The 23,800-nt window shown below is 30.5% G+C and carries 29 protein-coding genes; 9 read left to right on the top strand and 20 right to left on the bottom strand.

The window, feature by feature from the left end; genetic code table 11:
- Window positions 1–36 precede the first annotated feature (36 nt).
- The 3 genes from NMK29_RS08470 to NMK29_RS08460 form a co-directional block, all read right to left on the bottom strand.
- Window positions 37–351 (bottom strand): hypothetical protein, encoded by a 315-nt coding sequence (locus NMK29_RS08470; protein WP_108804302.1) that lies wholly within the window; start codon window positions 349–351, stop codon window positions 37–39.
- 136 nt (window positions 352–487) lie between these two features.
- Window positions 488–1,168, bottom strand: a complete 681-nt coding sequence (locus tag NMK29_RS08465; protein ID WP_108804303.1) for a YafY family protein — start codon at window positions 1,166–1,168, stop codon at window positions 488–490.
- A 9-nt stretch (window positions 1,169–1,177) separates the two neighbouring features.
- Window positions 1,178–2,497 carry a cation:proton antiporter gene (locus NMK29_RS08460; protein ID WP_027391394.1) on the bottom strand — a complete coding sequence of 440 codons (1,320 nt, stop codon included), beginning with the start codon at window positions 2,495–2,497 and terminating at the stop codon, window positions 1,178–1,180.
- A 161-nt stretch (window positions 2,498–2,658) separates the two neighbouring features.
- Between NMK29_RS08460 and NMK29_RS08455 the strand changes: the two genes are divergently transcribed.
- Window positions 2,659–3,531 carry a pirin family protein gene (locus NMK29_RS08455; RefSeq protein WP_108804304.1) on the top strand — a complete coding sequence of 291 codons (873 nt, stop codon included), beginning with the start codon at window positions 2,659–2,661 and terminating at the stop codon, window positions 3,529–3,531.
- Window positions 3,532–3,533: 2 nt separating this feature from the next.
- Here the strand turns inward: NMK29_RS08455 and NMK29_RS08450 are convergent, their stop codons facing one another.
- From NMK29_RS08450 to NMK29_RS08395, 12 genes are all read right to left on the bottom strand, one after another.
- Window positions 3,534–4,103 (bottom strand): hypothetical protein, encoded by a 570-nt coding sequence (locus NMK29_RS08450; RefSeq protein ID WP_234424303.1) that lies wholly within the window; start codon window positions 4,101–4,103, stop codon window positions 3,534–3,536.
- Window positions 4,104–4,179: 76 nt separating this feature from the next.
- On the bottom strand, window positions 4,180–4,401 hold the full coding sequence (locus NMK29_RS08445) for a hypothetical protein (protein WP_234424308.1): 222 nt from the start codon (window positions 4,399–4,401) through the stop codon (window positions 4,180–4,182).
- Window positions 4,398–4,982, bottom strand: coding sequence for an OmpA family protein (locus tag NMK29_RS08440; protein ID WP_108804306.1), 585 nt, complete (start codon window positions 4,980–4,982; stop codon window positions 4,398–4,400). Before NMK29_RS08440 ends, NMK29_RS08445 begins: the two co-directional genes overlap by 4 nt.
- A 100-nt stretch (window positions 4,983–5,082) precedes the next feature.
- The gene (locus NMK29_RS08435) at window positions 5,083–5,391 is read right to left on the bottom strand and encodes a hypothetical protein (protein WP_108804307.1); all 309 of its coding nucleotides are present in this window, start codon (window positions 5,389–5,391) and stop codon (window positions 5,083–5,085) included.
- Between the two features lie 68 nt (window positions 5,392–5,459).
- On the bottom strand, window positions 5,460–6,683 hold the full coding sequence (locus NMK29_RS08430) for a radical SAM protein (RefSeq protein WP_108804308.1): 1,224 nt from the start codon (window positions 6,681–6,683) through the stop codon (window positions 5,460–5,462).
- 152 nt (window positions 6,684–6,835) lie between these two features.
- Window positions 6,836–7,051 (bottom strand): hypothetical protein, encoded by a 216-nt coding sequence (locus NMK29_RS08425; protein ID WP_027391388.1) that lies wholly within the window; start codon window positions 7,049–7,051, stop codon window positions 6,836–6,838.
- Between the two features lie 355 nt (window positions 7,052–7,406).
- Complete coding sequence (locus NMK29_RS08420; protein ID WP_108804310.1) at window positions 7,407–7,793, bottom strand: YchJ family protein; 387 nt, start codon at window positions 7,791–7,793, stop codon at window positions 7,407–7,409.
- Window positions 7,786–7,956: a hypothetical protein gene (locus NMK29_RS08415; RefSeq protein WP_199915052.1), complete on the bottom strand. Its 171-nt coding sequence runs from the start codon at window positions 7,954–7,956 to the stop codon at window positions 7,786–7,788. The genes NMK29_RS08420 and NMK29_RS08415 overlap by 8 nt, the downstream gene beginning before the upstream one ends.
- 51 nt (window positions 7,957–8,007) lie before the next feature.
- On the bottom strand, window positions 8,008–8,676 hold the full coding sequence (locus NMK29_RS08410; protein WP_108804311.1) for a DUF2293 domain-containing protein: 669 nt from the start codon (window positions 8,674–8,676) through the stop codon (window positions 8,008–8,010).
- 599 nt (window positions 8,677–9,275) lie between these two features.
- Complete coding sequence (locus NMK29_RS08405; protein WP_108804313.1) at window positions 9,276–9,872, bottom strand: hypothetical protein; 597 nt, start codon at window positions 9,870–9,872, stop codon at window positions 9,276–9,278.
- Window positions 9,873–11,159, bottom strand: coding sequence for a type II toxin-antitoxin system HipA family toxin (locus NMK29_RS08400; RefSeq protein WP_108804314.1), 1,287 nt, complete (start codon window positions 11,157–11,159; stop codon window positions 9,873–9,875).
- Entirely contained in the window at window positions 11,153–11,482 is a 330-nt protein-coding gene (locus tag NMK29_RS08395; RefSeq protein ID WP_108804315.1) for a helix-turn-helix transcriptional regulator, read from the bottom strand. The genes NMK29_RS08400 and NMK29_RS08395 overlap by 7 nt, the downstream gene beginning before the upstream one ends.
- Window positions 11,483–11,772: 290 nt before the next feature.
- Between NMK29_RS08395 and NMK29_RS08390 the strand changes: the two genes are divergently transcribed.
- Both NMK29_RS08390 and NMK29_RS08385 read left to right on the top strand, forming a co-directional pair.
- Entirely contained in the window at window positions 11,773–12,096 is a 324-nt protein-coding gene (locus NMK29_RS08390; RefSeq protein ID WP_159092285.1) for a hypothetical protein, read from the top strand.
- A 19-nt stretch (window positions 12,097–12,115) separates the two neighbouring features.
- Window positions 12,116–13,729: an FAD-binding protein gene (locus tag NMK29_RS08385; RefSeq protein WP_108804317.1), complete on the top strand. Its 1,614-nt coding sequence runs from the start codon at window positions 12,116–12,118 to the stop codon at window positions 13,727–13,729.
- Between the two features lie 22 nt (window positions 13,730–13,751).
- On the opposite strand, the gene NMK29_RS08380 is transcribed toward NMK29_RS08385, so the two are convergent.
- Window positions 13,752–14,585: a DMT family transporter gene (locus tag NMK29_RS08380; protein ID WP_255411810.1), complete on the bottom strand. Its 834-nt coding sequence runs from the start codon at window positions 14,583–14,585 to the stop codon at window positions 13,752–13,754.
- A gap of 272 nt (window positions 14,586–14,857) precedes the next feature.
- On the opposite strand from NMK29_RS08380, the gene NMK29_RS08375 reads away from it, so the two are divergent.
- Both NMK29_RS08375 and NMK29_RS08370 read left to right on the top strand, forming a co-directional pair.
- A complete protein-coding gene (locus NMK29_RS08375) occupies window positions 14,858–15,820 on the top strand; it encodes a hypothetical protein (RefSeq protein ID WP_108804319.1) in 963 nt (320 codons plus the stop codon).
- A 21-nt stretch (window positions 15,821–15,841) separates the two neighbouring features.
- On the top strand, window positions 15,842–16,249 hold the full coding sequence (locus NMK29_RS08370; protein ID WP_108804320.1) for a hypothetical protein: 408 nt from the start codon (window positions 15,842–15,844) through the stop codon (window positions 16,247–16,249).
- Here NMK29_RS08370 and NMK29_RS08365 read toward each other — a convergent pair.
- Window positions 16,246–17,979, bottom strand: coding sequence for a SulP family inorganic anion transporter (locus NMK29_RS08365; protein WP_234424304.1), 1,734 nt, complete (start codon window positions 17,977–17,979; stop codon window positions 16,246–16,248). The two genes, NMK29_RS08370 and NMK29_RS08365, sit on opposite strands and share 4 nt — an antisense overlap.
- Window positions 17,980–18,108: 129 nt before the next feature.
- Here NMK29_RS08365 and NMK29_RS08360 point away from each other — a divergent pair, with 129 nt between their 5' ends.
- Window positions 18,109–18,864: a TSUP family transporter gene (locus tag NMK29_RS08360; protein ID WP_108804321.1), complete on the top strand. Its 756-nt coding sequence runs from the start codon at window positions 18,109–18,111 to the stop codon at window positions 18,862–18,864.
- A 69-nt stretch (window positions 18,865–18,933) separates the two neighbouring features.
- The gene (locus NMK29_RS08355; protein WP_108804322.1) at window positions 18,934–19,734 is read left to right on the top strand and encodes an MBL fold metallo-hydrolase; all 801 of its coding nucleotides are present in this window, start codon (window positions 18,934–18,936) and stop codon (window positions 19,732–19,734) included.
- 81 nt (window positions 19,735–19,815) lie between these two features.
- Here the strand turns inward: NMK29_RS08355 and NMK29_RS08350 are convergent, their stop codons facing one another.
- Both NMK29_RS08350 and NMK29_RS08345 read right to left on the bottom strand, forming a co-directional pair.
- On the bottom strand, window positions 19,816–20,265 hold the full coding sequence (locus NMK29_RS08350) for a cold-shock protein (protein ID WP_108804323.1): 450 nt from the start codon (window positions 20,263–20,265) through the stop codon (window positions 19,816–19,818).
- Window positions 20,266–20,503: 238 nt separating this feature from the next.
- Complete coding sequence (locus tag NMK29_RS08345; protein ID WP_159092286.1) at window positions 20,504–21,295, bottom strand: hypothetical protein; 792 nt, start codon at window positions 21,293–21,295, stop codon at window positions 20,504–20,506.
- 149 nt (window positions 21,296–21,444) lie between these two features.
- Between NMK29_RS08345 and NMK29_RS08340 the strand changes: the two genes are divergently transcribed.
- Together NMK29_RS08340 and NMK29_RS08335 are read left to right on the top strand one after the other, a co-directional pair.
- Window positions 21,445–22,038 carry a pseudouridine synthase gene (locus NMK29_RS08340; protein ID WP_108804325.1) on the top strand — a complete coding sequence of 198 codons (594 nt, stop codon included), beginning with the start codon at window positions 21,445–21,447 and terminating at the stop codon, window positions 22,036–22,038.
- Between the two features lie 174 nt (window positions 22,039–22,212).
- Window positions 22,213–22,803: a hypothetical protein gene (locus tag NMK29_RS08335; RefSeq protein ID WP_108804326.1), complete on the top strand. Its 591-nt coding sequence runs from the start codon at window positions 22,213–22,215 to the stop codon at window positions 22,801–22,803.
- 84 nt (window positions 22,804–22,887) lie between these two features.
- Here the strand turns inward: NMK29_RS08335 and NMK29_RS08330 are convergent, their stop codons facing one another.
- Window positions 22,888–23,793 carry a DUF6268 family outer membrane beta-barrel protein gene (locus tag NMK29_RS08330; protein WP_108804595.1) on the bottom strand — a complete coding sequence of 302 codons (906 nt, stop codon included), beginning with the start codon at window positions 23,791–23,793 and terminating at the stop codon, window positions 22,888–22,890.
- Window positions 23,794–23,800 lie beyond the last annotated feature (7 nt).

Genomic DNA, 23,800 nt, shown 5'->3' with positions numbered 1-23,800 from the left:
ATCTGATAACATAGTACATTCTCTTTAAATATATGATTATTCTTCGAATTGGTTAAAAACATCCATGTGAAACATCTGCATTGACTCCGGTTTTATAACTTCAAAAATTTCTAACGCTTTTGGGTTTTTCATAATATCTTCTCCAGCTAGTTTAGCTGATTTAATATCTGTCCAATATAGTAGATCAATAAACTTACCATCGACACTACTTGCGGTTGTTCTATCTATAAATCCATCATATAATTTAACGATATCATTTAAAGAGACTATAGCCTTCTTGGCTTGTTCTGCGGTGTAACCTGGCATTACTTCGAATAATACGATTTCAATTGAATAAGGTTTGTCTTTCATAAGGTTGTGGTTTTGACTAAATGTAGTTGCGCAGCATAAAAACATACTAAGCATAATTGTGTGAATTAAGTGATACATATTCTAATTTTCACCAAAACTACAAGTAGAGTGTGACAACCTTATGTCAGTAGTATTTTTAATGTTCCATATATTTTTTGAAGTACTCTTCTAAAGTGAAAAATTTTGGAGGGAATAACTCTGAAGTTTCTATTAAATTGATAATTCGATCTGTCCTAAATTCCCTATAATCATTGCGTAATCTACAATGAGCTATTAACACCCAAATAGTATTCGTAAAATATACGCCTAAAGGTTCAATTGATCGTTTGGTATATTCTGTAGAAGCAGCTGTATATTCTATTTCTAGTACTCTCAAATCTGTAATAGCTTTTTGAATTACTGATAAATAAGTACTAGCTGGAGACTTTTTATAAGGAGGACTAACAATTCTTTTTTCTAAAAGTTCTAACTTTTCTTTTTGTGTTGTATTCAGAATCGCTTTAACTTTTTCTATAGCAGTATTATAATCAGAAATAAGTGATTCATCATTATTAGTATGAATAATCTTAGCAGCAGTTATTAATGCATTCGCTTCCTTTTCTGAAAACATAATTGGGGGAAGAGAATACCCATCAACCAAAAAATAACCTGTACCTGCCTCGGCTCCTATAGGAACACCAGCATCAGATAATGCAAGCATATCTCTATAAATAGTACGAATGCTTACATCAAATTTCTCTGCTAAATCTGAAGCTTGAACTATTTTTTTAGACTGTAACTTAACTAAAATAGCTGTTAAGCGATGTAATCGTTTCATTTTTACTAATTATTCATAAATTTCATCATCATCTTCCTCTTCAGAGGAATCTTCAATTTCGCTAAGATCGGTTGTAGTATTCATGATATAAGCTACTTCTGCATCAGCTGCTTCTTCAATCTCTTCAGGAGTTAGTGCTACCGCTTTCACCCTATTATCACGTATCATACCGCCAGTCATTATAAGACTAGTTCCAATGATTACAAATAATAAAATTCCTGGTTCAAAACCTGGAATCATTGCCTCTGCAGGTATTGCATAGAATAATAGTACTGTGATTAATCCTCTGGGAGCAATAAATAACTGAGGCGAAATATCTTTTCCAACAAATAATCGTAATAATACATATCGAATCAAATAAATCGAAATGATAATAAGGATACTTATTAAAGCCACTTTTAAATTTAATAAAGAAGATAATGTAATTGTAATACCAAAAATCACAAAAAACAATGTTCGTACTACAAATGCAGTTTCTGCAGTAATCACGTGTAATTCGTGATAAATTGTTTTTGCTTTTTCAAAATCCAATAAACCTTCTAGTTTCCATTGAAAAAACAATTTCATATTAGCGATTACTAGACCAAAAATCAAAATGATAATCAAAGAGGATAAATGCATTTTTTTTCCTACTCCATATAACAATAACAAAACAGCAATTAGTAAAAAGAGTTTTACTTGGCTTTTTATTTTCTGAAAAATTAAAATAATACCATAACTAGCAATTAGTGATATAATAATCGTAATAATTAAATTAAATGCAAACCCTGAGACTCCAGCATCTTCTGCGGGATTAAGTTTTCCTGTTAGGAAATAAAACATCATAATTCCTAAAATATCAGAGAATGTACTTTCATACACATGAAATTCTTTTTTTGCTTCTGACAATCCGGCTACACTTGGAATAATTATAGCACTTGATAGAATAGATAATGGAGTAGCATATAACAAAGCAGATTGCCACGTCATTCCATCAATAAGTGCCTTTAATATTACCGCAGCAATATATGCAGACGCAACAAGCCCTATTAAAGCAATCCCAAGAGATTTTAAGATAGGAACTAATTTTTCTTTTTTTAACTTTAATTCTAATGCTGCTTCTAACACAATCATTATTAACCCGACAATTCCAAGTATTTCTAGCATCGGGAAAAAATCAAAAGATCCCGCTCCAAATGCTTTAATCGCATACTGAATAATAATACCTAATATAATCAACATTAATACAGCTGGAATATTAGTTTTCTTTGCTATTCCATTAAAAATAAAGGATAAAATAAGGACTAGTGAAACTTCGATTATTAAATTATACGAGGAGAATATTTCCATTGGTTAGTTGTGGTTGTTTAATATTGCTAGGGAAAAGATAGTAAATTATTTTAAGGTATGAACATCCTCTTAATTGCAATCAATCGTTAATACTTATTTAACGAAATACTGTAGGTAAAAAGTGTATTTTAGAAACTTAAAATGAAATAAAAACAGTTTTCATGTCTAATCAAGGTTTAATAATTGAAGAACGAAGTAGAGATATTGGTGATTTTCTTGTTGGGAGACTTATTCCTTTTCGAAAAAAAAGAATGGTAGGTCCTTTCATTTTTATTGATCATATGGGTCCTACAACAATTAAAAAAGGGAAATATATGGATGTAGATCAACACCCACATATTGGATTATCTACTTTAACTTATTTATTAGATGGTGAAATTATGCATCAGGATAGTATTGGTACCAATCAACGTATTTCTCCAGGTTCTGTGAATTGGATGGTTGCCGGAAAAGGAGTTACACATACCGAACGTACTCCTAAGGATATGAGGGACGGTACAGAATTTATAACACACGGATATCAAATTTGGGTAGCACTACCAAAACATTTAGAAAATATAGCACCAGAATTTCATCATTTAGATAAAACTAAAATCCCTTCTTGGAATGATGGAACAACTGAATTTAAGTTAGTTGCCGGAAAAGGATATGGTAGAATATCATCGTTGCCTGTGCATTCAGAACTTTTTATGGTAGAAGTAAAAAATAATGAACGTTACGAATTACAAATCAAAGGCGAATTACGAGGAGAAATAGGTATCTGTATTGTTGAAGGAGAAATACAAGCTTGTGAAAACAAAATCCCAAAAGGAAATATGCTAGTTTCTAAAATAGAAGATACATGTACCATAGTTTTAGAACCAAATACACACATCTTACTTTTCGGAGGACAACCATTTCCTGAAGAACGCCATATTTATTGGAATTTTGTTTCCTCTAGTTCGACTAAACTAGAAGAAGCAAAAGAAAAATGGAGGAACAAACAATTTCCAAAGGTACCTGACGATAACAGTTATGTAATAATGCCCGAATAGTTTTAGCCCGATGCTAATTCTCTTCTAATATCATGTAGTGTTTTGGTTGTGTTTACTAATTCCATAACTATTTCTTTACGGAACTCATCTAAATCCTCATAATCATAGTACTTTGCCCATTTATGGTCTTCTAAAAGAGTTTTTATCTGTTTAATCAATTTACGAGTAGCATCTACAGGTCTAATAATTGCAATATGATCATAAGCAGGATTGTCCTTATGCTTATAACTAACAGTTTTGGTTTCGAAATCTACAGCAATATAATATGCATCCACATCTTGATCTAGGTTTTCTCTAAAATCAGTCCAATCAGCATACCCTAATCGTAGATCATCAATCTCCACAGGAATTTCTGAGACCAATCTCCAATTACACTTAGCAGCTCTACCCCAATGATTAGATAGACGATATACTCCATTAGTTGTATAATAATAGGTACTACCCGATTCACTGCGATAATGAGGTTTTCTCCTAGAAATTTCTCTTAAACGTACTCCTTTAAACACACAATAGGTATTCTTAAAGAAATTATTTCGAGTAAACTTCTTCGTTGTAATAATTTGTTCTTCCAATGACTACTTTTTTTTCCGGGAACAAATAACTTATTTTTTTAGGAGAAAAAGAAAACAAGTTTTTAACAGAATTATATTATTCTTTGATATCCGTTATTTCTATTTCTACTCTTCTATTATATTGCGGATATGTACCTAACGGAAATTTACCCTCGAAACCTATGTAAGATAATCGTTCTTTATCAATACCATTAGAAATTAAAAAATCATATACCTTTTTTGCTCTTCGTGTAGATAAATTGTCTTCGGGTCTATATAATGTAGAGTCAGCCATCTGCTGAGGTTTTAACTGATTTATATGACCTTGAAGTTGTATATGTAACTTCTTTTTTCTTTTAATTCTTTTACCAATTTATGTAATACAAAATCCGTTCTTGGTAAGAATAAAGTTTTACCACCTTGAAACAAAACATTATTTAAAATAATTTTATCACCCTTCTCATGATAGTCATCAATAATCCGATTTTTATCATTGAAATAAACAATAATATCAACTCTTCTGTTTTTCTTTCTTTGTTCCGATACAGAAAAATCACTCTCGTCATCAATTGGTAACTCCCCTTTACCTACAGGAGAAAATAGTACCGTCTGCTTATTTGCTTTAACCTTAATTTGTTCAGAGACGAATTCTGATCTTTTTTGAGATAACATAAGATTATTAGCTTCTTCTCCTACATCGTCGCAATAACCAAAAACTTTTATTTTACCAACGTTTTTTAATTTCGAAATTGAATCAATATACCTAGAAAGTCTTGAGAAATCACTAAGCCGTAAGTTCGCCTTATTGGTTTTAAAGTAACTAGAAAATTTAATTTCCTTTTGAGCAATAATAGAAGAACAACAAAAAATGAATGAAAATATAATTAGCCAATTTTTCATAATTATTTCATAAAATTAACATTACTTAAACACAATAACAGGTCAATTATTGTGGTAATATTTACAAAATAATTCTAATTCAAATAATGAATTAGATGAATCATTTCTTACTTCCTAAAACTAAAAACATACAATATCCAAGAAGGTTTCCAAAGAATATTCCAATGTAATGAGGGACTACGAATAAAGCTTCATAAAAAATTCCAGCTCGTTTACCCCACTTTCTAGTACAAGCTCTTCCGATATAAGACATAGTCCACCAATGAATTGTTTTTCGACCATTACGACCATCTCGATACACTTCTTTACCAGTAGTATATACACAACGTAAATGTCCTCTTAACGAACATTGATCAACAGTAGCAAATTCGCCCATTGAATGATCATTATTTTGAAGATTTTTTTTCATAATGAAACTATTAGTACTAAAATGAATGTAAACAGTTCTTTATAATCAGAATACTTAAAATTTCAATTCTAGCTGGAAGCAAAATACTCTAACTCTATAGAGAACATTGAATTGGTAGAAGAATTTCTCCTTTCCTTACTCAAATATTGAATAATTTCTTCACTTTTTATACAATCTATATTTTTCTGACTATATAATTTAGGAAAAATAGTCATTAAGGTATTCTGAATATGAGCTATCAACTTTATAAGATCATTACAATATACAGATGTATTATTAAAACCATTTTCTTTTTTATATCTATGAACCAACCTACCTCCCTGACAGACTTCTTTTATTGGACAACTAAGACATTGACCACACAACTTTGTTGTACTTTCTTCAAAATACAACTTCCCTAAAGGAGATTTTTTAATATCAGAAAAATCATTGTGCAATACATTAATTCCTGATTTTGTAAAACCATGTCCACAAGCTTTTAAAGAATCTATCGCTTCTATTTCTCCATTTGTTTCGATGACCAAAACGGCAGATTCATTATTTGTTTGTTCGGTAACACCTAACAACCTATTTACTAACCCTATAAAAATAGGAATCTTATATCGTTCAGAATCCTGTATCCAAACATCAAATAGCTTAATTAACCAATCAGCCATTTCCGTTTTATTTTTATCAAAGGGAAAATTATCATGTGTATAATCTGGAATTAAGAAATTTACAGAATTTGCATTCATTTTCTTGAAACTTTTATACATAGTATCTGCATCTTCTTTAATATTTACTACACAAACTGTATCAGCATATCCTATTTGCTCTTTTAATAACTTAACTCCTCTACATACTTGATCATAACTACCATTTCCCCGATGATCTACTCTAAACATGTCGTGCGCTTCTTTTGTGCCATCTACACTGGTACTAGGATAAATATTTAATTCTCTAAACAGTGTACACCAATCCTCATCTATTAAAACTCCATTGGTTTGTATATCATACTTAAAAATGACATTAGGAAGCAGTTTATTGATGTTATTAGCTTTAGCTACAAAAGTTCTGTAAAACTCCTTATCTATTAATAAAGGTTCTCCGCCATGGAAAATAAAAGAAAATTCCTTTTTATTATATTTCTGAATATATCGTCTGGTTTTTTCTAAAATGGAATCAATTATTTCATACGACATAAATTTAGGTTGCCCCTTATATGTAGTATCACCAAGATTATACATAAAACAATAGGAACAATTAAGATTACATCTACTAGCTACTTTGAGTATTAAGGCATCGAATTGCATGAATAAGGAATTAAAAAGTTAAGAGTATTAAACATACTAAGCGAAGTTTGGAGAATAAAAATTGTACAAGTTTACTCCACTCCGCTTAGTATTTTATAGGTTGATTAAACAACCTATTTATCAATATATGTTTGGATATAAAACCAAATCATTTACCTGTGCTGAACTGGGTTTCCGACAGCAACAAGAACACATCGCTGTAATGTTTCTGACCAAACCTGGCCTTCTGCACATCTTCTACCACCACTAGTTGGGTAATATATAATATCCGGTACATCTACAGTTCCTCCTAAAATAGCCTCCATATTTTTAAGCTCTTTTGTAGAAAATTTGTCTAAGCCTTTGGGTAATAAGAATACCTTTTTCATTATTTGTATGTTTAGATTTTGCCTACTCTTTATGATTTTCGGCCACCTCAAAAAAAGTGTATTTATCAAGCGCGCGTTTTGATTTTACATACTTATATAAAAAGGGAGATTATTTTGTTACCCCCTTTCTTGAAAAAGTTTATATGTTGATGGATATACATAGATATATTTTGAGAAATAAAAGAGTAGGTTGTTTTTAAACTGAAGAGAAATATTACCTGACATTTATCGGTCAATAAACCAAAAAAAGCAAACAATACAATTGCTAAACTACCCTGTTGAAAGAATATCTTTAAAAATTCGTTAAGTAGGAAGACCAAATATTTTTAAGCACCAATTATGAGATACATAATCTTTAAGCTTCGCCTAGATATACCCAATACCCGTTTTCTTTAATAAATGCAGAGTTTTCGTGAATACATTCTATCTTATTTTTTTCAAAGTAAAAAGCTTTAAACTCCACGGTTCCTTTCTTATCATATTCTGATCCATCTGTAGTATTTAAAACTTCTAGCTTAACCCAATTAACAGATTTAGTCCAGGCAACAATAGATTTCTTTTCTTTTAAAGGGCGTGTAGTACTGTGATGACTTTTCATTAAGTAATCACCATTAGCCAAAACAAAAGCACTATAGCGAGATCTCATTAAATCTTCGGCAGTTGTAGCTTTTAGTATGTCTTTATGAACCTTACCACAACAATCGCTATAGGACACTTCTTTACCACAATAACATTTATTCATTATCAGAGCTTTTTTCTTTGGATTCATTAGCTTTTCGAACTATCGCTTTTAATCGTTCTGCCCTTTGTTCTTTTTCTTTTTTAAGCTTATTCTTTTTGCGATTCATAAGCTTTGAATGTTTTGCTTTATTTAATGTATTTTTCTCTCTACCTTTTTTTGCCATCTCTAAAAACTTAAATAATTTTACACTTAGAATATTAGAATATAGTACTTACTATTTCCATTTATTCAAAACACTCTCAATTTTTGACTGAACATCTGATCTAATCTCAGTCTTTCTTTTTCCTTTACCAAATTGTTCATCGTAATTAGTCTCTGTATGCCGTATATGTGCTTGTACAGCCAAGTCAATCATTTGTGGGTCAAATTCTTTGGCGTCTGCAGTACGCCCTACTCTTCCACTATGTTTCTCGCAAGCATGCGATGCTATCTTAAACTCTCGCTTTTGAGGGCAATTAGGATATTTATTTCTTATTGCATTTGCAAAATTTAAGATATACACTTTATCTTTCTGTTCTCTTACAATAGCTGCCTTTTTATTTTTAAGTTCTCTAGCTTCTCTATCATTTTCGCACTCTAACCTTGCTTTTTCAATTGCTATTTCTTCTACAAATTGCCCTTTACGCTCGTATCGCTTTCTACGTTGATTCCATTTTAAAACGACTCCACAAAGTTTTGAGTGTTTTTTAGACCTTCTAGTCATCGCTGCATTTCCTGCCGGTAATAAGGAGTATCCTAAAAATGGGGAACAAGCAAAACAAGTACCTTTATGATCTTCGGTTTCTGCAACAAACGATTTGCCAAAAGGAATTTTTTTACCACAACAAACACAACGTTGTTTTTCTTTTCTAGTTAGAAATATATTTTGAGAAACTGTAGCCAATATAATTTTACTTTTAAGCTACGAAAATAATATTTTATTCTATTTACATCATTAATTAATAATAACGTTTAAATAGTACTTTTTAATAATTTACAAGTAATAAATGGGGAATTTTCAAATTTTTCCGTTTTAATGTTTGTTTATTTACGGTTTTTCCGTAGTTTAGTAGTGCCTTAAATCTTAAAATCATAATGCTTATGCAAAAAACTACCCTAGAGAAGCGGTTTAATTCGCAAAATTTAGCAGAGAAATATCGTAACATTTGGAATAAAGGAATACACCTTTTTTCTATAAACGATGCTAATAGAGACTTTTACTACAGTATATTCTACATAGACTTTTTATTCGCTGAAATAATTTATAATAAATTAAACGGTGAAATTATTACAATTAAAAGTTTTACAGACAAATCTAAGTTAATGTATTATCTGAGAGAAGATTTTAACTAGAACAACACCTTATTATTTGAGTATATAAGTACAATGAGTCTTAAATTAGTTTCTAAGTTGAAACATTTTACCCCGCTTATCGTAATCAAATTTTGAATTTTTTTGCCCTAAATAATTCACCAAATTTCTCGGTACTTATATGCTCGATAATTATTGTTTTATAAATTCAGCTATCAAAATTATTATATAAATCCAAAAATTATATAATACTGTATAACTAATCCCATATCTAATACTTTTGGGAAGATTACCTTTACAAACTGGAGATTTTTTAAAAACCAAACGTAATGCCCTAAAGAAAATCCAATAAAGCATCGCTAAAAATGTAATTAAAACACTCCATAGCACTCCTCCAAACAACCATAAAAATACTCCTATTAAAATAGTTATTAGAATCCATAATAGTATACTTAATACAATACCTTCGCATCCATCACCAACATCTGGTATATCAGCATCTATATTAAAAAAATCGGACACACCTTCCCTATTATAATCTAATCGATCTGTCATTTTACCCAAATTATCTTTTAGTTTTACTCCATAATATAGACCGATTGTAATAAAGAGAAAAAAAATCACAGATAGTATTGTCGTGGATAAGACAGAGTTTTCTATAATAGTTCTTTCCTTTTCTAATCCAAATTGCCAAACCTGAAGTATTGTAATAACTATAACTAATAATGTGATATAAAATATTCCTTTAGTAGTTATATAACTTAATTTGGATTTCTTTTTTGTACTCATCTATAAATTCATTCTAAATGCTTGTTGTAATTTATTGGCTTGTTTAGATGGTATTCCAGCTTTGTTAGCATAGTAACTCCAATTAGCTACAACATCTAATACTTGTTGTATTTCAGTCTTGCTGTTTTTATAACTTATTTTATTCCCTACAGTTAATAAATCGCTAATAGTAAAATCATTTCTCTTTCCATTAATTGACATTTGGTGCATACTAGTCCATATCCCTGTTGGATTGTAAGAATATGTAATATCATATGCAGGAGCTAATTTCCACACTCCTAGTTCATCCATTAAAAATGAAATGTTTTTGGTATGATCATCTTGATTTCTTGCAATAACATTTAACAACATTCTTTTATATAACTGGATAGCATCTCGATGCGGTAATCTAAGTTGTCGCATAATATCAAATGCATTCTCATAAGAATATGCTCCTGGAGATTTATAATCAAAATGTGCTAAAGAACATAATGTCTGCATATGCAACTTCTTATTATTAGGTAAACGATCAAATCGCTTGGTCATAAAATGTGCTCTGTCATGTTCCTTAAACAACTGAGAATGTTCCATTTCAATCCCACAATCCAAAGCCATTAAATAATATGCATATTCTATCTTCCCATAACCATGTGGATCTCCTAGAGACACATCATTTACTCCATCAAATTTAAACAGATAATGTTCAAAACCTTCAGGAACATCTGTTTGACCGGATTTAATTTCACTTGTTTTAGAATTGTATGCTATAATTGCCTTTGCTCTTTGCCCTCCAGCAGAAGTACCTACTTTTATTAATTCATTTAAATGTTCAGTTTCATCAATATTAAGTTCAATTTGCTCTCTAGAATCTAGAACTTTCTGAGCGAGTATAACTAATTTGTCTATTACTACATTACTCGCTACTTTATTCCCTAAATTTCTCGCGGGTTGAAACTCTAAGGCGCCCATACCTCGAGATCCTATATAACATAGACGATCTAAAGGAGTAAATTCTGTTTTGGATATATTGTTAAGTAATAACCATTGGTCTATCAACCTATTTCCAAAATCATCAGGTAATACATCTGATAACATTCCAGGAAGTCCTTTGTAAGTATCTTCGTTAAGGCGAGGAAAACTATATATTCTTTTCTCTGATGTACCTAAAGGCATATGTATAGGAGAAACCTCCCAATCATTATTCAAAAATTCAGGAAAATACTCAAATGATGCATACTTCTTATCATTATCCCAACTTAAAGCCCCTAATTCTTTTCCCCAGAGTGTTATTTTTATTACATCTACCATGATGACTTGTTTGGTTTATCTTTTGAATTTCCAGAAGCTCTTTCTCTTTCTTTTCCTTTTAATTTTAATAATTCAATAGGACTAATACCAGGATCAGGCAAAAAAGAACTTAAAGCATCAAGCTCTCCAAAAGCCCGTAATATTTGAATAAATGTAAGTAAAGTTGTCGCTTTACCGGACTCGAAATTTTTTATTGTTTGCACATGCACACCTGCCTTGTTAGAAAGCTCTTCTTGTGTGATATTAAGATTAAGTCTTCTCTTTTTTACGCGTTGTGTAAGCTCTAACAAAACATCATTATCCGAAAATCTATTTAAATCCATAATTTAAAATTTAAAGTATACAAAAATATACTTTATAAACAAAAAAATCATATAAGGTATATTTAGTTATATTTTAAAAAAGTATTATACAAATATAATAAAGTATATCATAATATACACAATTAAACCAAAAAACGCATAAAGTATATTACAATATACTTTATATTCTAATGTTTAGTTATAAGAAAATACAGTTAAAAACCCCTTTTGACTCACTATTTATATTCATACTTTTACCAATAACATAGTCACCCTTCAATCGTCTTATTGCCTCATAAAACATCTGAGGTATGAAAAATTATATCCAATTACGCACAATTAGCATATTATTATTGCTTTTAATCCTTTTTCAGAGCTGTATGTCAACACGAGTTGTCAGCGAGTATGATAATGATTCTATTGTAAAACATCATAAAACATCCTGGAGTTATGCTTGGGGGTTAGTAACTCCTAAAGATATCAACCCAGAATGTGAATCTAAAAAAATGAATGCTGTTACTAGTAAAACCAACCTGGGATATATTTTAATTTCAGCAATTACTCTTGGTATAGCAGTCCCACAAACAATAGAATGGGAATGCGCACCTGTAGAAACTCCTATCGAAGATTTATAACAATTAAAAAACTTCAAAAATGGCATTACCAAAAGGCATAGAAATACTACCAATCACTTCTTGGGAAAACAGACATCAAAATTTTACTCAAAAATTAACTAAAAATGCTTCTTTTAAAATAAGAAACGACCATTCTTTATCTAAAAGTTCTGAAAAATATAGAGCTACCACTAAAAACATCCAATGGTTAATAAGACATGCTATTAAAAATAAAATCAGATTACGCGCAATGGGTAGCGGCTGGTCTTTTTCTAAAGTAGCTGTTTCTGAAGGAGGTATTATTGACACTAAATCACTAAGGCTTTCTTTTTCTATCTCTAAATCATACGTAGCAAAAGATTATTTAAACGAAGGAGGTATTCCAGAAAACTTATTTTTTACGCAATGCGGAATGTCTATCTTACAACTAAATGCTAAACTCGAAAAAGAAAAAAGACCAAGCAGATCCATTAAAGCATCCGGTGCTAGTAATGGTCAAACCATCGCAGGAGCATTATCTACAGGAACACACGGTGCTGCTTATAACGTTGGTGCATTACAGGACTTTGTAGTAGGATTACACTTAATAGTAGGCCAGGATAGACATATTTGGTTAGAGAGAGAGTCTACTCCTATTATGTCTGATAAATTTGTTAATTGGCTAGGAGCAGAAAGAATTCAGGATGATATCATGTTTAACGCTGCAATCGTAAGTTTTGGAAGTTTTGGTTTCATTCATGGTGTATTAATAGAAACAGAACCCAAATTTTTATTAGAAGAACATCGTATTGATAAAGTAGCATATAATGATGCTTTAAAAAATACAATGACTACACAAAACTTTTCTGGTATTAAAGATTTAATGCCTTTTCCTGAAGTTTCTCTGGATAGAGAATTATACCATTTTGAAGTACTTATAAATCCATATGATTTTAAACCCAATAATATTGACAAAGGTGTTTTTATTAAGGTTGCATACAAGAGAAAATACCGTGACGATTACACACGAAGAGAAAGAGATCAAAATGGATTAACATATGGAGATGATTTATTAGGTCTAATACAAACTATGATGGACAGTCTAGGTACTTTATCTGTAAAATTAGTACCAAGCTTAGTTAATCTATTATTTCCTTTGGCTTATAAAGAAACTCCTGCTTTAGAAGGCACTATTGGAGAAACATATAACAATACTAAATTTAGAGGAAAAGTCGCAAGTGCGGCACTTGGAATAAATATTAAAGATAGCGTACAAGTAGTACAAGAAATAATGGATATTATTGATAATGGCAATCCTTTTCCTGGAGGAATTTCTTTGCGATATGTAAAAGGCACAAAAGCATTATTAGGTTTTACAAAATTTACTAAAACTTGTGTTTTGGAATTAGACGGTGTTGACTCTAAAGTAACCAGAGATTTTTATGACAAAATATGGAATCGATTAGAAGCAAAGAACATTGCATACACACTACATTGGGGTAAAATAAATTTCAACCTTAATTATAACAGGATACAAAAAATGTATGGCACCACTATTGTCCAACATTGGATAGATTCACGTAACGAGCTTCTGGATGACGATACGCGAGAAGTATTTACTAATAAGTTTTTGGAACAATGTGGGTTGAATAAAAAATCTGGAATAATTGTTTAAGTATAAATACTACAATCATTATCTATTTAGATTTATAAAACATATTAAGAATTAATCCAGTAATTACCATTATAGTACCTAAAACGCTAAGCAAAGGATATTTATCCCCAAATAAGAAAATACCTGCTATCATGGTAAATATTACCTCCATGTATTTTAAAGAAACTACCTTATTAGTAACTTGTGATTGAAAAGCTTTTGTCATAAATAGTTGGCCAAAATAGCCGAAGACTCCTAAGCTTAATAATAATGCCCACTCCATACCCTGTGGAGTTTTCTTCCAATTAAAAATAGATAGAATTCCACCTAAAACAGTAGCAATCCACATAAAATAGTTCACAATAACTACCGGATGGTCTCTTAAACCTATTTTATTAATTAAAACATATACAAATCCACTAAATAGCGCAGAAAAAACAATTAATACCAATCCTAAAGAATTAATCTCTGCATCAAATCCTTTGATAATCAAAACACCTGTAAACGCTAATAAAAAAAATAACCACTGAATGTTTTTAACTTTTTCTCTTAAAAATATAACTGCTAATATAGTAGCAAAAATTGGAGAAAGATACCGTAGAGATACTGCAGAACCTATTTTAAGATATTCTACCGACATAAAAAACAACCCCATAGAGGTTACCCCTGCTAAACCACGAAGTACTAGTAACTTCTTTTGATTTCCTAGAATTGATATTTTATGATGAATTAAAAATGGCATCGTAAAAAACAAAGTTCCGATTGATCTAAAAAAAACTAATTGATATGCACTAAAGCCTACTAAATATTTAACCAGTAAATTCATCACCGTAAAAGAAACGGTGCTTAGTAGCATAAAATAAATTGCTTTTTTCAAACACTCTTTGTTTTAAACCAAATAAGGAATATTATTAATCTTGCAAAGATAGAGTATGTACCTATATTATTTAATCTTTAACCAGTATGTTATTATTAAAAAACAATACTTAAAAATAATAATTTATTCATTTTTTGGCTTCTTTTTTGATTATATCAAAATATGAAAAGTCAATGCATTAAAGAGCGATTACATTTGTAACTAATGAAATATAAAGAATGTTTTAAAATATTTTCACTATTTTAACAGCCTATTTAGTCTCCTAACCTACTATGAAAAAAGTCCTCTATATCCTTCTATTACTGATATCCAGTGGTATTTATAGTCAAGTATACACAATCAAAGATTCTGTACAAAAATTCCCTATATCTTATGCTACAATTTCATTTGGTAATGGTAATGGATTATTTGCTGATGAAGATGGAATCTTTAAATTTTCTAAAAAAAGATATAGCGACATCGATTCATTATATATATCGGCACTTGGATATAAAGAAAAGGGTCTTAGCACAAATAATCTCCCAAAGACTATTTTATTAACACCTGATATTGCAGAACTTCAAGAAGTAGTTGTAAAAGCAGAAAATTTAGGCAAGTATAAGACAAAGAAAAAAAGTTCTGAAATACACGATGATTACTTTAGATGTTGGTTACCTACTGTAGAATCGGAAATAGCAGTCTTTTTCCCTAGGGATTATATGAAATCAACTAAAATTGCTTCTGTTTTTTTACCCGTTATGATGGAAAGTTCTAAAAGATCTTCTAGTAGAAAACAATCTTTTTCTACTTTGTTTAAAATGCAGTTCTATGAAAACACAAATGGTGCACCTGGAAAGAGATTGGCAGGTGATGATATTATTTTTAGAATAACAAACAAAGACAAAACAAATTTCGAACTTAATATTTCTGAATACAAAGTATTTGTTCCTAAAAATGGTATATTTATATCTGTTCAAGTATTAGGGTATACAGATAAGCAAGGAAAACTACAACATACCAAAAAATACCATGAAGTAGAAACACGTAAAGGAATCGTAAAAGTCTCTACTACATTTAGACCACTACTCCCGTTTACCGATAAAATAGACAACAATATTACATTTACAAGAAGAATATTTTTCAAAAACAGAACTTGGCAACGCTTCGACAAAGAATACAGTGAAAATAATACATTAATCCAGAAAGGTTTTATGAATTATGGTATGGGAATAAAAATGCACGTTTACGAGAAATAATGATGATTACAATTAAATAAAATGATAATTACAGGATTTATTTTAATAACTCTGATATTATTCTGTACACTTATTTTATTAAGATATCAAATTGCGTATCCCAAAATAATCCATGGTAGTTCTACAGTAAAATATAAATTAATCGATTTAGGACAGAATGATTTTTTTAGATACTCTTTTGAATCCTTAATATTAAAAAAAAGAAGAGTATTTCTAAAAACGGAAACCGAAATCGAATGTATTAAATGGATTTATATAAACAAAACTGATTTTAGGAAGCTACATCCAGAAAATCTTATGAACATGAAACAAAAAAACTATACTATTATGTTTACTTTTCAAGCAAAACGTCTTGTTTTTGGTGGTTATAAGACTAAAATAATACAGTTCAAAAAAATAAACGAAGAGCCTGAAATATTCAAATCTTAATCAAGGAAAGAACGTTTCTTATTATACTGAACTGCTACCTCAAGAGAATTTTGTTGAACAGTCTTATTATCTGCGTAATTAACAGCATCTTCTATGTTTAAAAAATTATGTTGACTACCTAAATTATCTGTAAAACCAGATCTTTTAAGAAAATCCCGAACAGGACCAATTGTCCCAGTGATTAATAATTGTACTCCTAAATCCTCCAAATACCGGTGAACGTCTTCTAAAATATGTAACCCTGTACTATCAATATCATTAATATTCGTACTATCTAAAATCAAAAACTCTGGCAACACTTCTCTTTTATGTATTTGATTTAATATAGCATCTTTAAAATAACTAGTATTAGCAAAATATAATTGATCATCAAATCGAATAATCAAATACCTAGATGACCTCGTAGCATCCGGAAATCTTTTGATATTACGATAATAATTGGTATTCGGAATATTTACCAATTCTGCGACATGCGGTCTTGAGCTATAATATTGTAAGAAAATATAAGATAATATGACTCCAATAAAAATACCTTTTTCTACACCAAAAACTAATGTCCCTATAAATGTTATGAACATTACGATAAACTCCCTTCGTCTTAATGCGAGAAGATATCTTGCCTCACTGATATTGATCAATCCAAAAACTGAAACTAATATAATAGCCGCTAAAACTGCCTTTGGAATATAATAAAAGAACGAAGTCAAGAACAATAAAGATATGACCACCATAACAACAGTGATAATAGATGAAATCGTAGTCTTTCCTCCTGCCTCATCATTAATAGCTGATCTACTATAACTTCCTGAAGAAGGGATTGCCTGAAAAAATGCACCAATAACTTTTGCTAAGCCTAAAGCCAATAATTCTTGATTAGGACGAACAATGTGATCTCTATTTTTCATCTCTAAGGATTTAGCAATACCAATGCTACCAACATAACCAATAAAAGTAACCGTAAGTACAGAAGGGATTAATGCTATCATAGAATCATAACTCATATCAGGAATACTAAAAGATGGCAAACCTTTTGGAACATCTTCTATAACTGAAAGACCTAATTTCTTTAAATCAAAAATAATTGTAATTACAGTTGTTACTATTAAAACAAAAAGTGCTCCCGGAAATGATTTTTTTATTTTTTTAAGAATAAGCATAATGACTATTGATCCCAAACACATACTTAATGTGATTACATGAATCGAAGAAATGTTCTGTACAACATACCATATTGATTCATGTGGGTAATCAAAATTAGGAATTTTCATTCCTAATGATTCACTAAGTTGAGAAACGATAATAATAATAGCTGCGGCAGAAATAAAACCAGAAATAACAGGTTGCGAAATCAAATTAACTAAAAACCCCATCCTTAGCAGACTGAGTACAATCTGCAATATTCCTATTAATAAACCAGAAAAAATCACCAAATTAGTAAACTCTTCAGTAAAAGGAGTCGCAAGCTGACTTACTCCACTCATTACTAAAATTGCAGTTACTGCTACAGGACCAATACTTAATTGTCTTGATGTTCCAAAAAAAGCATATATAATCAACGGAATTAAACAAGCATACAGTCCATATATTGGTGGGGTTCCCATAAGCAAAGCATATGCAATCGCCTGAGGAATAAGTACCACCCCTACAGTTATACCCGCAATAGCATCAGAAGCAAAAGTCATTTTGCCATAGCCCTTTAAAGCCTCTAAAATGGGAATTATTTTATTCAAAGAATTATTGCTAGTTGATTTTTCATTCGTAATGGTAAATCTACGATAGTTTAATAATTTATACCAATTGATTTTAAAAAAGCGCTTGTATTTTTTGTTTTACCTATTTTTGGGAGGAAACATATTTAAATGAACGAAACACTACTTCTTATTCTTTTAGCAATAGTTGGTTTTATAGCAGGAGTTATCAATACTATAGCTGGAGGAGGATCATTGTTAACATTACCGATGCCTATCTTTATGGGATTGCCACCAGCAATAGCAAATGGCACAAACCGAATCGGGATTTTTATTCAGAGTATTACATCGGTTGCTGGATTTAAAAGCAAAGGTATAAAACCATCAATTTTTAGTGTATACTTAGGCCTATCCGCATTGATAGGGTCGTTAATCGGAGCAAAAATAGCAATCGACATAAAAGGTGAAACCTTTAATAAGATACTCGCAATTGTAATGTTGATTGTGGTTCTTTTTATGGTTTTTAAACCTAAAGTTAATTTGGTAGATTTTACAGAACGAATACAAGGAAAGTATCGTGTGTTTTCTATCATCACCTTTTTTATAATTGGAATATACGGTGGTTTCATACAGGCAGGAGTTGGCATTTTTATTCTTTTGGCATTAAGTACCATTAATAAAATGAGCCTAGTTTCTTCAAATGCAGTAAAAGCTTTGGTGGTTTTTATATACACCATTGGTGCATTGATTATTTTTGCATATAATAATCAAATCAACTATTTATATGGATTTGTATTAGCTTTTGGTAATGCCAGTGGTGGTTGGATCGCCAGTAGATGGTCTGTAAAAAAAGGAGATGGAATTGTTAAAATATTTTTGGTAATAATGGTAATAGCTATGGCTATTAAGCTATGGATAGATAGTTAATCTTACATTAAAATATTTCCTGTTTTATCACCATTTTATACCTTGTTAAGGAAACTAAAATCACATATAATGAAAACATATACCCTTGGCATTTTTGCTCTTAGCATATTTTTAATCAGTTGTAAATCAAATGTAAAAGAAGAAAAAGCAGCAAACACCGATGAAGCTAATGCTATTGCAAAAGAAGAATCTATAAAAAAACCAATTTCTGATTTAAAAATTATCCCAATCTCTCACGCAACAGCAGTGCTAGAATATAAAAACAATATTATATATATAGACCCTACTGGTGGTAAAAAAGCGTTTGAAAATCAAAAGATACCAAGTATAGTTCTGATTACAGATATTCATGGAGACCATATGAACATCGAAACACTTAATAGTCTGGACCTCTCAAAATCGAAAATTGTTGTTCCACAAGCGGTTGCTGAAAAACTACCTGCTAATTACACCAAACAATTAGTAATCATAAACAATGGAGAAATAAAGGAGGTAAATGGAATATCCATTGAAGCAATACCAATGTATAATTTAAGAGAAGAAGCGCTAAAATTTCATAATAAAGGTCGTGGAAATGGATATGTTATTACGTTAGGTGAAGAGCGGTTATATTTCTCAGGAGATACAGAAGATATCCCTGAAATGAGAGCACTAAAAGATATAGACAAAGCATTTGTTTGCATGAATCTACCTTACACTATGACCGTGGAGAGTGCAGCTGATGCTGTATTAGAATTTAAACCAAAAGAAATATACCCCTATCACTATAGAGGCACAGATGGATTTAGTGATGTAGTTAAGTTTAAAGAAATTGTAACTAAGGGTAATTCAGAAATAGAAGTAGTACAATTAAACTGGTATTCTAAATAAAGGAAAGTACTAAAAAACAAAAAGCATTTACAGAAATTAACTGTAAATGCTTTTTGTTTTTTAGCTATCTAGATTTACTTATTAAATCTTCTTTACACGCACTGCGTTTAATCCTTTCATTCCCATTTCCAATTCAAACTGCACTTTATCTCCTTCTTTAACCTCTTGCATTAAACCATTTACATGAACAAAAAACTTTTCTTGTGTTTCATGTTCTGTAATAAAACCATATCCCTTAGAATCATTAAAAAATGCTACTTTACCTTTTTTGATAGGATCCTCTTCAACGTGTTCTTTCTTAGGAATACCGATTTCAATATTTTCGGCCTTTATTTTTTTCTTTTTTGATGGATCTGGTGGTGTATCCGTAAGATGTCCATTTTCATCAACATATGCAATCATATTATCAAAACCACTTCCTTTTTTAGAATTAGCTCTACGCTCTTCTTTCTTTTTTTGCTTCTCTTCGCGTTTCTTCTGTTTCTTTTTTTCTTTTTCAATTTTGCTAAAAGTCTGCTGTGATTTTGCCATATATTATAAATATAATTTTATTTGTTAAGTAATGAATCGTCATCGAAATACTAAACAAACAATTGGAAAATCATAATATCATCTTATTGACTTACCGAAGAATTGACCCAGTGGTTACAACGACTAAATACATAGAATATGCATTTATTTAATGCAAAGATAAATTATACTTTTTAATTTCTTAGTAATTAACACACTAATTTAATGCACAAGTCATCATATGAATACAAGAACAATACTATCTTTCTCTAAAACGTAACATCTCATGAGGAGATAACATTCGCGAAGTAAACGCCCTACATCTTCTTAATGCAGCACGAGTTTGTGGACTTCTTTCTAATATTAGTGGTCTACTTCCAAACAATCTTATTACCGGCGTATAACTAGCAAAACAGATAAAATACATATATGCATTACATAAAGCTTCTAGACTTCCGGGATTTCTAGAAACTCTAGTATTAGAAAGTGTTTCTCTATCGGATTCAGAAAAAAATCGATAATTAATCTTACCGGCATGTGTCATTACATGACCAATTTCATGAATCAATGTTGGAATAATTCCAATATTTTGATAACGCCATAAAGCCCCATATGTAATTATTATACCTTGGCTTTCATCAAAAAACGAAGTATTTAGATCATCATATCCAGGATTTAAACCACCTGTATATCGCTCAGAACTACCTCTACCCGCAGAATCGGCAAATATAATTCCTGCTGGTTTACGCTCTTTTAACCATCTTAAATGTCCTGAAGGTATTAAATCCAATGTCCTTTCTACCAATAATACTTCCGAACGTATCACTTGATATATATTTATAGAAACATTCTCATTCGATCTATAATAATGTATATCAATTAAATCCTCATTCTCTACCACTTGATAAAATCCTCTTGTACGATCATGCTCCCAAGAATCTAATGGATTTGGTGCAAAATAATTAGGTGCTCTGTTCCTTCTTCTTCCTGAGCCATACCCTCCGATAATAATATCTTGATGATATGACTGTCCAATCATATGAATTGACATAGTAACGATTATTTTAATTAGTTAAATTGATCATTACTTAGTCAAAAACAAAACATAAAAGTTAACCTGAAAAAGATAAAAGTTTTCCTAAGCAATTATTCAATCATTACATTTGATGCTTTAATTAAAAAATAAATATCCATTCAATAATGCTAACAGACAATAACAAAGATCAAAGACATTTTATGATCTATAAACCTTATGGGTATTTAAGTCAGTTTATAAACAATGGACAAAAACAAAATTCCAAAAAATTGTTAGGAGATCTCTTTGATTTCCCAGAAGGTACGATGGCAATTGGGAGATTAGATGAAAAATCAGAAGGTTTATTACTATTAACCACAGATGGTAAAACAAGTAACTATATATGTAGCGGGAAAATTGAAAAAGAATATTACGCTCAAGTAGATGGTGATATTACCGATGATGCAGTATCTAAATTAATGAATGGAGTAGAAATTGGTTTTGATGGAAAAAAATACACGACTAATTCCTGTAAAGCATTTAAGATTAAGGAAATCCCCGATTTTCCCGAAAGATCAAAAAAAATAAGGGATGACAGACATGGACCAACTTCTTGGGTATCTATAACATTAACAGAAGGTAAATTTAGACAAGTGCGAAAAATGACTTCTGCTGTAGGGTTCCCAACTTTACGATTAATACGAGTGAGAATTGGAAATATTCTACTAAAAAACATGGAACCAGGAGAAGTAATAGAGCTGCAAACAGTAATACAGTAAGTAGTTTACGGTTACGCTTTAATAGATTTGTCATTAAAAAACTATTTTTAAAACACGCATCACCTAAACATCTACATTAGTCCACAATTTCCCCATTAAAAACCCACAAAATAATTTAAGAAAACCTAGTAAACTACATCTTTGAGGTATATAACAATAAATCATTCTTAAATTATGAAAAGCAAATTAAAATTATCAATCTTATCTACAGCGATTTTTACTGTATTGACCTTTATCTCTTGTGAAAAAGAAGAAATTCAATCTGAAAGCACAGTATTAGAAGACCTTGAAACTACTTCTGAAATCAATGGCAAAGCAACTGCGATATCTCCGGTTAGCCGTTATTATTCTGGAGGATCAAATACGGTACACACGTATAGAGTTTTAAACCTCGGTGTTGGAATTGGAACTTATGAAGGTAGACCATTTAAACTAGGTACCTTTGATTATAATCAATCAGTACCATCCGGAACAAAACAGGTCTTTTTTCTATTAGCTCCTGGAAATAAAGATTTCGTTATGACCACGAGTGGGTCAGAACAATTTAGTTTATTAAGAAAAGGATGGAAAGATTATAGTGTTAGAACCCTATACGGAAACATTAAGAAAGCTGCATACATTCATAATAGTGCAGGAAGTGGAAGAGTAAAACTTTATAGATTTTATGGATCTTCAAATACAGATCATTTATATACTACAAACTACAATGAAGGTATTAGTGCTGGATATTCATATGAAGGTGTAATAGGATATGTACATCGCTAAATAAACCACTTTGATCATATATACAAGAGGGGTATCTATAACTAGATATCCCTTTATAACACCAAATAATTTCTCGAAATTATTTTATTTTTTTGATGAAATATCGAATCTATATATAAAATCCAACCCAAAAAATAAAGTACTATCGAATTCATTATTCAGTCGTATTCTTTCATCATCATTAAGTGTAAATGTTAACAACTGAACACCTGATGTATCATCTGACGCATAAACACCATAATCTGTAGTATCTAGACCAAACTTCGCTCTTATTAACAAAGAATCATCAAATAATTCATAAGAACCGTAAAAACCAACTCTTACAGATTCTTCTTGTGCATAAAACTCAACATCTTGATCTACTATATTATATGATTTAACAGAAGTTCTTAGATCCAAACCTAAACTAAAATGATTATATAATTTATAGTTTACTTCTAAACGAATTGGAAGAACAGCATCCATATGAAACTTTTTATTTGCTGACCTATAAAAGAAACCTAAAAGAGGTGTTATAATTGTTCCAAAATTCTCTGAGGAAGAGTATAGTCCAAATTTTCCTCTTACGTTATCATTATACTGAAAATCCAAAAGTGCAATTCCACCAATTTGAAAATCCTTAGAACCTATATTTTCGAAATTAGAAGCTAATTTAGGAAGCACTACATAGGTACCAGACCATTTTTCTGAATGGTTAATTTTTACTCCAGCATTTAGTCGAGTCATTATAAGATTTTCATTAGATGATACACTTGAAAAATCTAAACTCGTATGCTCTACGGTTAACCCTGTTAACAAAATTAAATCATCATTTATAATTTTAGGATATATAACTTCAAAATTGATATTTGTTACATCAGTATCAAACGTATTTTCTTTATCTTCAAAATTAGCCCTAGATACATTTAATCGAACAATATCTGTATAATCTTGCCCTTTAGTAAAAAAAGAACATAAAATAAAGAAGGAAAATAAAAACCATTTTTTCATAGATAAC

It is taken from the genome of Aquimarina sp. Aq107 (assembly GCF_943733665.1).
In the GTDB taxonomy this organism is placed as follows: domain Bacteria; phylum Bacteroidota; class Bacteroidia; order Flavobacteriales; family Flavobacteriaceae; genus Aquimarina.
The sequence above is the reverse complement of the archived record's forward strand: the minus strand, read 5'-3'. Positions and strand labels throughout refer to the sequence as shown.

Bases quoted from the DNA above. Each gene is read 5' to 3' on its own strand.
- NMK29_RS08360 (WP_108804321.1), top strand. From the start codon at position 18,109: ATGAACGAAACACTACTTCTTATTCTTTTAGCAATAGTTGGTTTTATA.
- NMK29_RS08440 (WP_108804306.1), bottom strand. From the start codon at position 4,982: ATGAAAAATTGGCTAATTATATTTTCATTCATTTTTTGTTGTTCTTCT.
- NMK29_RS08465 (WP_108804303.1), bottom strand. From the start codon at position 1,168: ATGAAACGATTACATCGCTTAACAGCTATTTTAGTTAAGTTACAGTCT.
- NMK29_RS08355 (WP_108804322.1), top strand. From the start codon at position 18,934: ATGAAAACATATACCCTTGGCATTTTTGCTCTTAGCATATTTTTAATC.
- NMK29_RS08335 (WP_108804326.1), top strand. From the start codon at position 22,213: ATGAAAAGCAAATTAAAATTATCAATCTTATCTACAGCGATTTTTACT.
- NMK29_RS08330 (WP_108804595.1), bottom strand. From the start codon at position 23,793: ATGAAAAAATGGTTTTTATTTTCCTTCTTTATTTTATGTTCTTTTTTT.
- NMK29_RS08395 (WP_108804315.1), bottom strand. From the start codon at position 11,482: ATGGATTTAAATAGATTTTCGGATAATGATGTTTTGTTAGAGCTTACA.
- NMK29_RS08340 (WP_108804325.1), top strand. From the start codon at position 21,445: ATGCTAACAGACAATAACAAAGATCAAAGACATTTTATGATCTATAAA.
- NMK29_RS08405 (WP_108804313.1), bottom strand. From the start codon at position 9,872: ATGAGTACAAAAAAGAAATCCAAATTAAGTTATATAACTACTAAAGGA.
- NMK29_RS08420 (WP_108804310.1), bottom strand. From the start codon at position 7,793: ATGAATAAATGTTATTGTGGTAAAGAAGTGTCCTATAGCGATTGTTGT.
- NMK29_RS08385 (WP_108804317.1), top strand. From the start codon at position 12,116: ATGGCATTACCAAAAGGCATAGAAATACTACCAATCACTTCTTGGGAA.
- NMK29_RS08345 (WP_159092286.1), bottom strand. From the start codon at position 21,295: ATGTCAATTCATATGATTGGACAGTCATATCATCAAGATATTATTATC.
- NMK29_RS08370 (WP_108804320.1), top strand. From the start codon at position 15,842: ATGATAATTACAGGATTTATTTTAATAACTCTGATATTATTCTGTACA.
- NMK29_RS08350 (WP_108804323.1), bottom strand. From the start codon at position 20,265: ATGGCAAAATCACAGCAGACTTTTAGCAAAATTGAAAAAGAAAAAAAG.
- NMK29_RS08415 (WP_199915052.1), bottom strand. From the start codon at position 7,956: ATGGCAAAAAAAGGTAGAGAGAAAAATACATTAAATAAAGCAAAACAT.
- NMK29_RS08460 (WP_027391394.1), bottom strand. From the start codon at position 2,497: ATGGAAATATTCTCCTCGTATAATTTAATAATCGAAGTTTCACTAGTC.
- NMK29_RS08400 (WP_108804314.1), bottom strand. From the start codon at position 11,159: ATGGTAGATGTAATAAAAATAACACTCTGGGGAAAAGAATTAGGGGCT.
- NMK29_RS08430 (WP_108804308.1), bottom strand. From the start codon at position 6,683: ATGCAATTCGATGCCTTAATACTCAAAGTAGCTAGTAGATGTAATCTT.
- NMK29_RS08435 (WP_108804307.1), bottom strand. From the start codon at position 5,391: ATGAAAAAAAATCTTCAAAATAATGATCATTCAATGGGCGAATTTGCT.
- NMK29_RS08375 (WP_108804319.1), top strand. From the start codon at position 14,858: ATGAAAAAAGTCCTCTATATCCTTCTATTACTGATATCCAGTGGTATT.
- NMK29_RS08455 (WP_108804304.1), top strand. From the start codon at position 2,659: ATGTCTAATCAAGGTTTAATAATTGAAGAACGAAGTAGAGATATTGGT.
- NMK29_RS08470 (WP_108804302.1), bottom strand. From the start codon at position 351: ATGAAAGACAAACCTTATTCAATTGAAATCGTATTATTCGAAGTAATG.
- NMK29_RS08390 (WP_159092285.1), top strand. From the start codon at position 11,773: ATGAAAAATTATATCCAATTACGCACAATTAGCATATTATTATTGCTT.
- NMK29_RS08425 (WP_027391388.1), bottom strand. From the start codon at position 7,051: ATGAAAAAGGTATTCTTATTACCCAAAGGCTTAGACAAATTTTCTACA.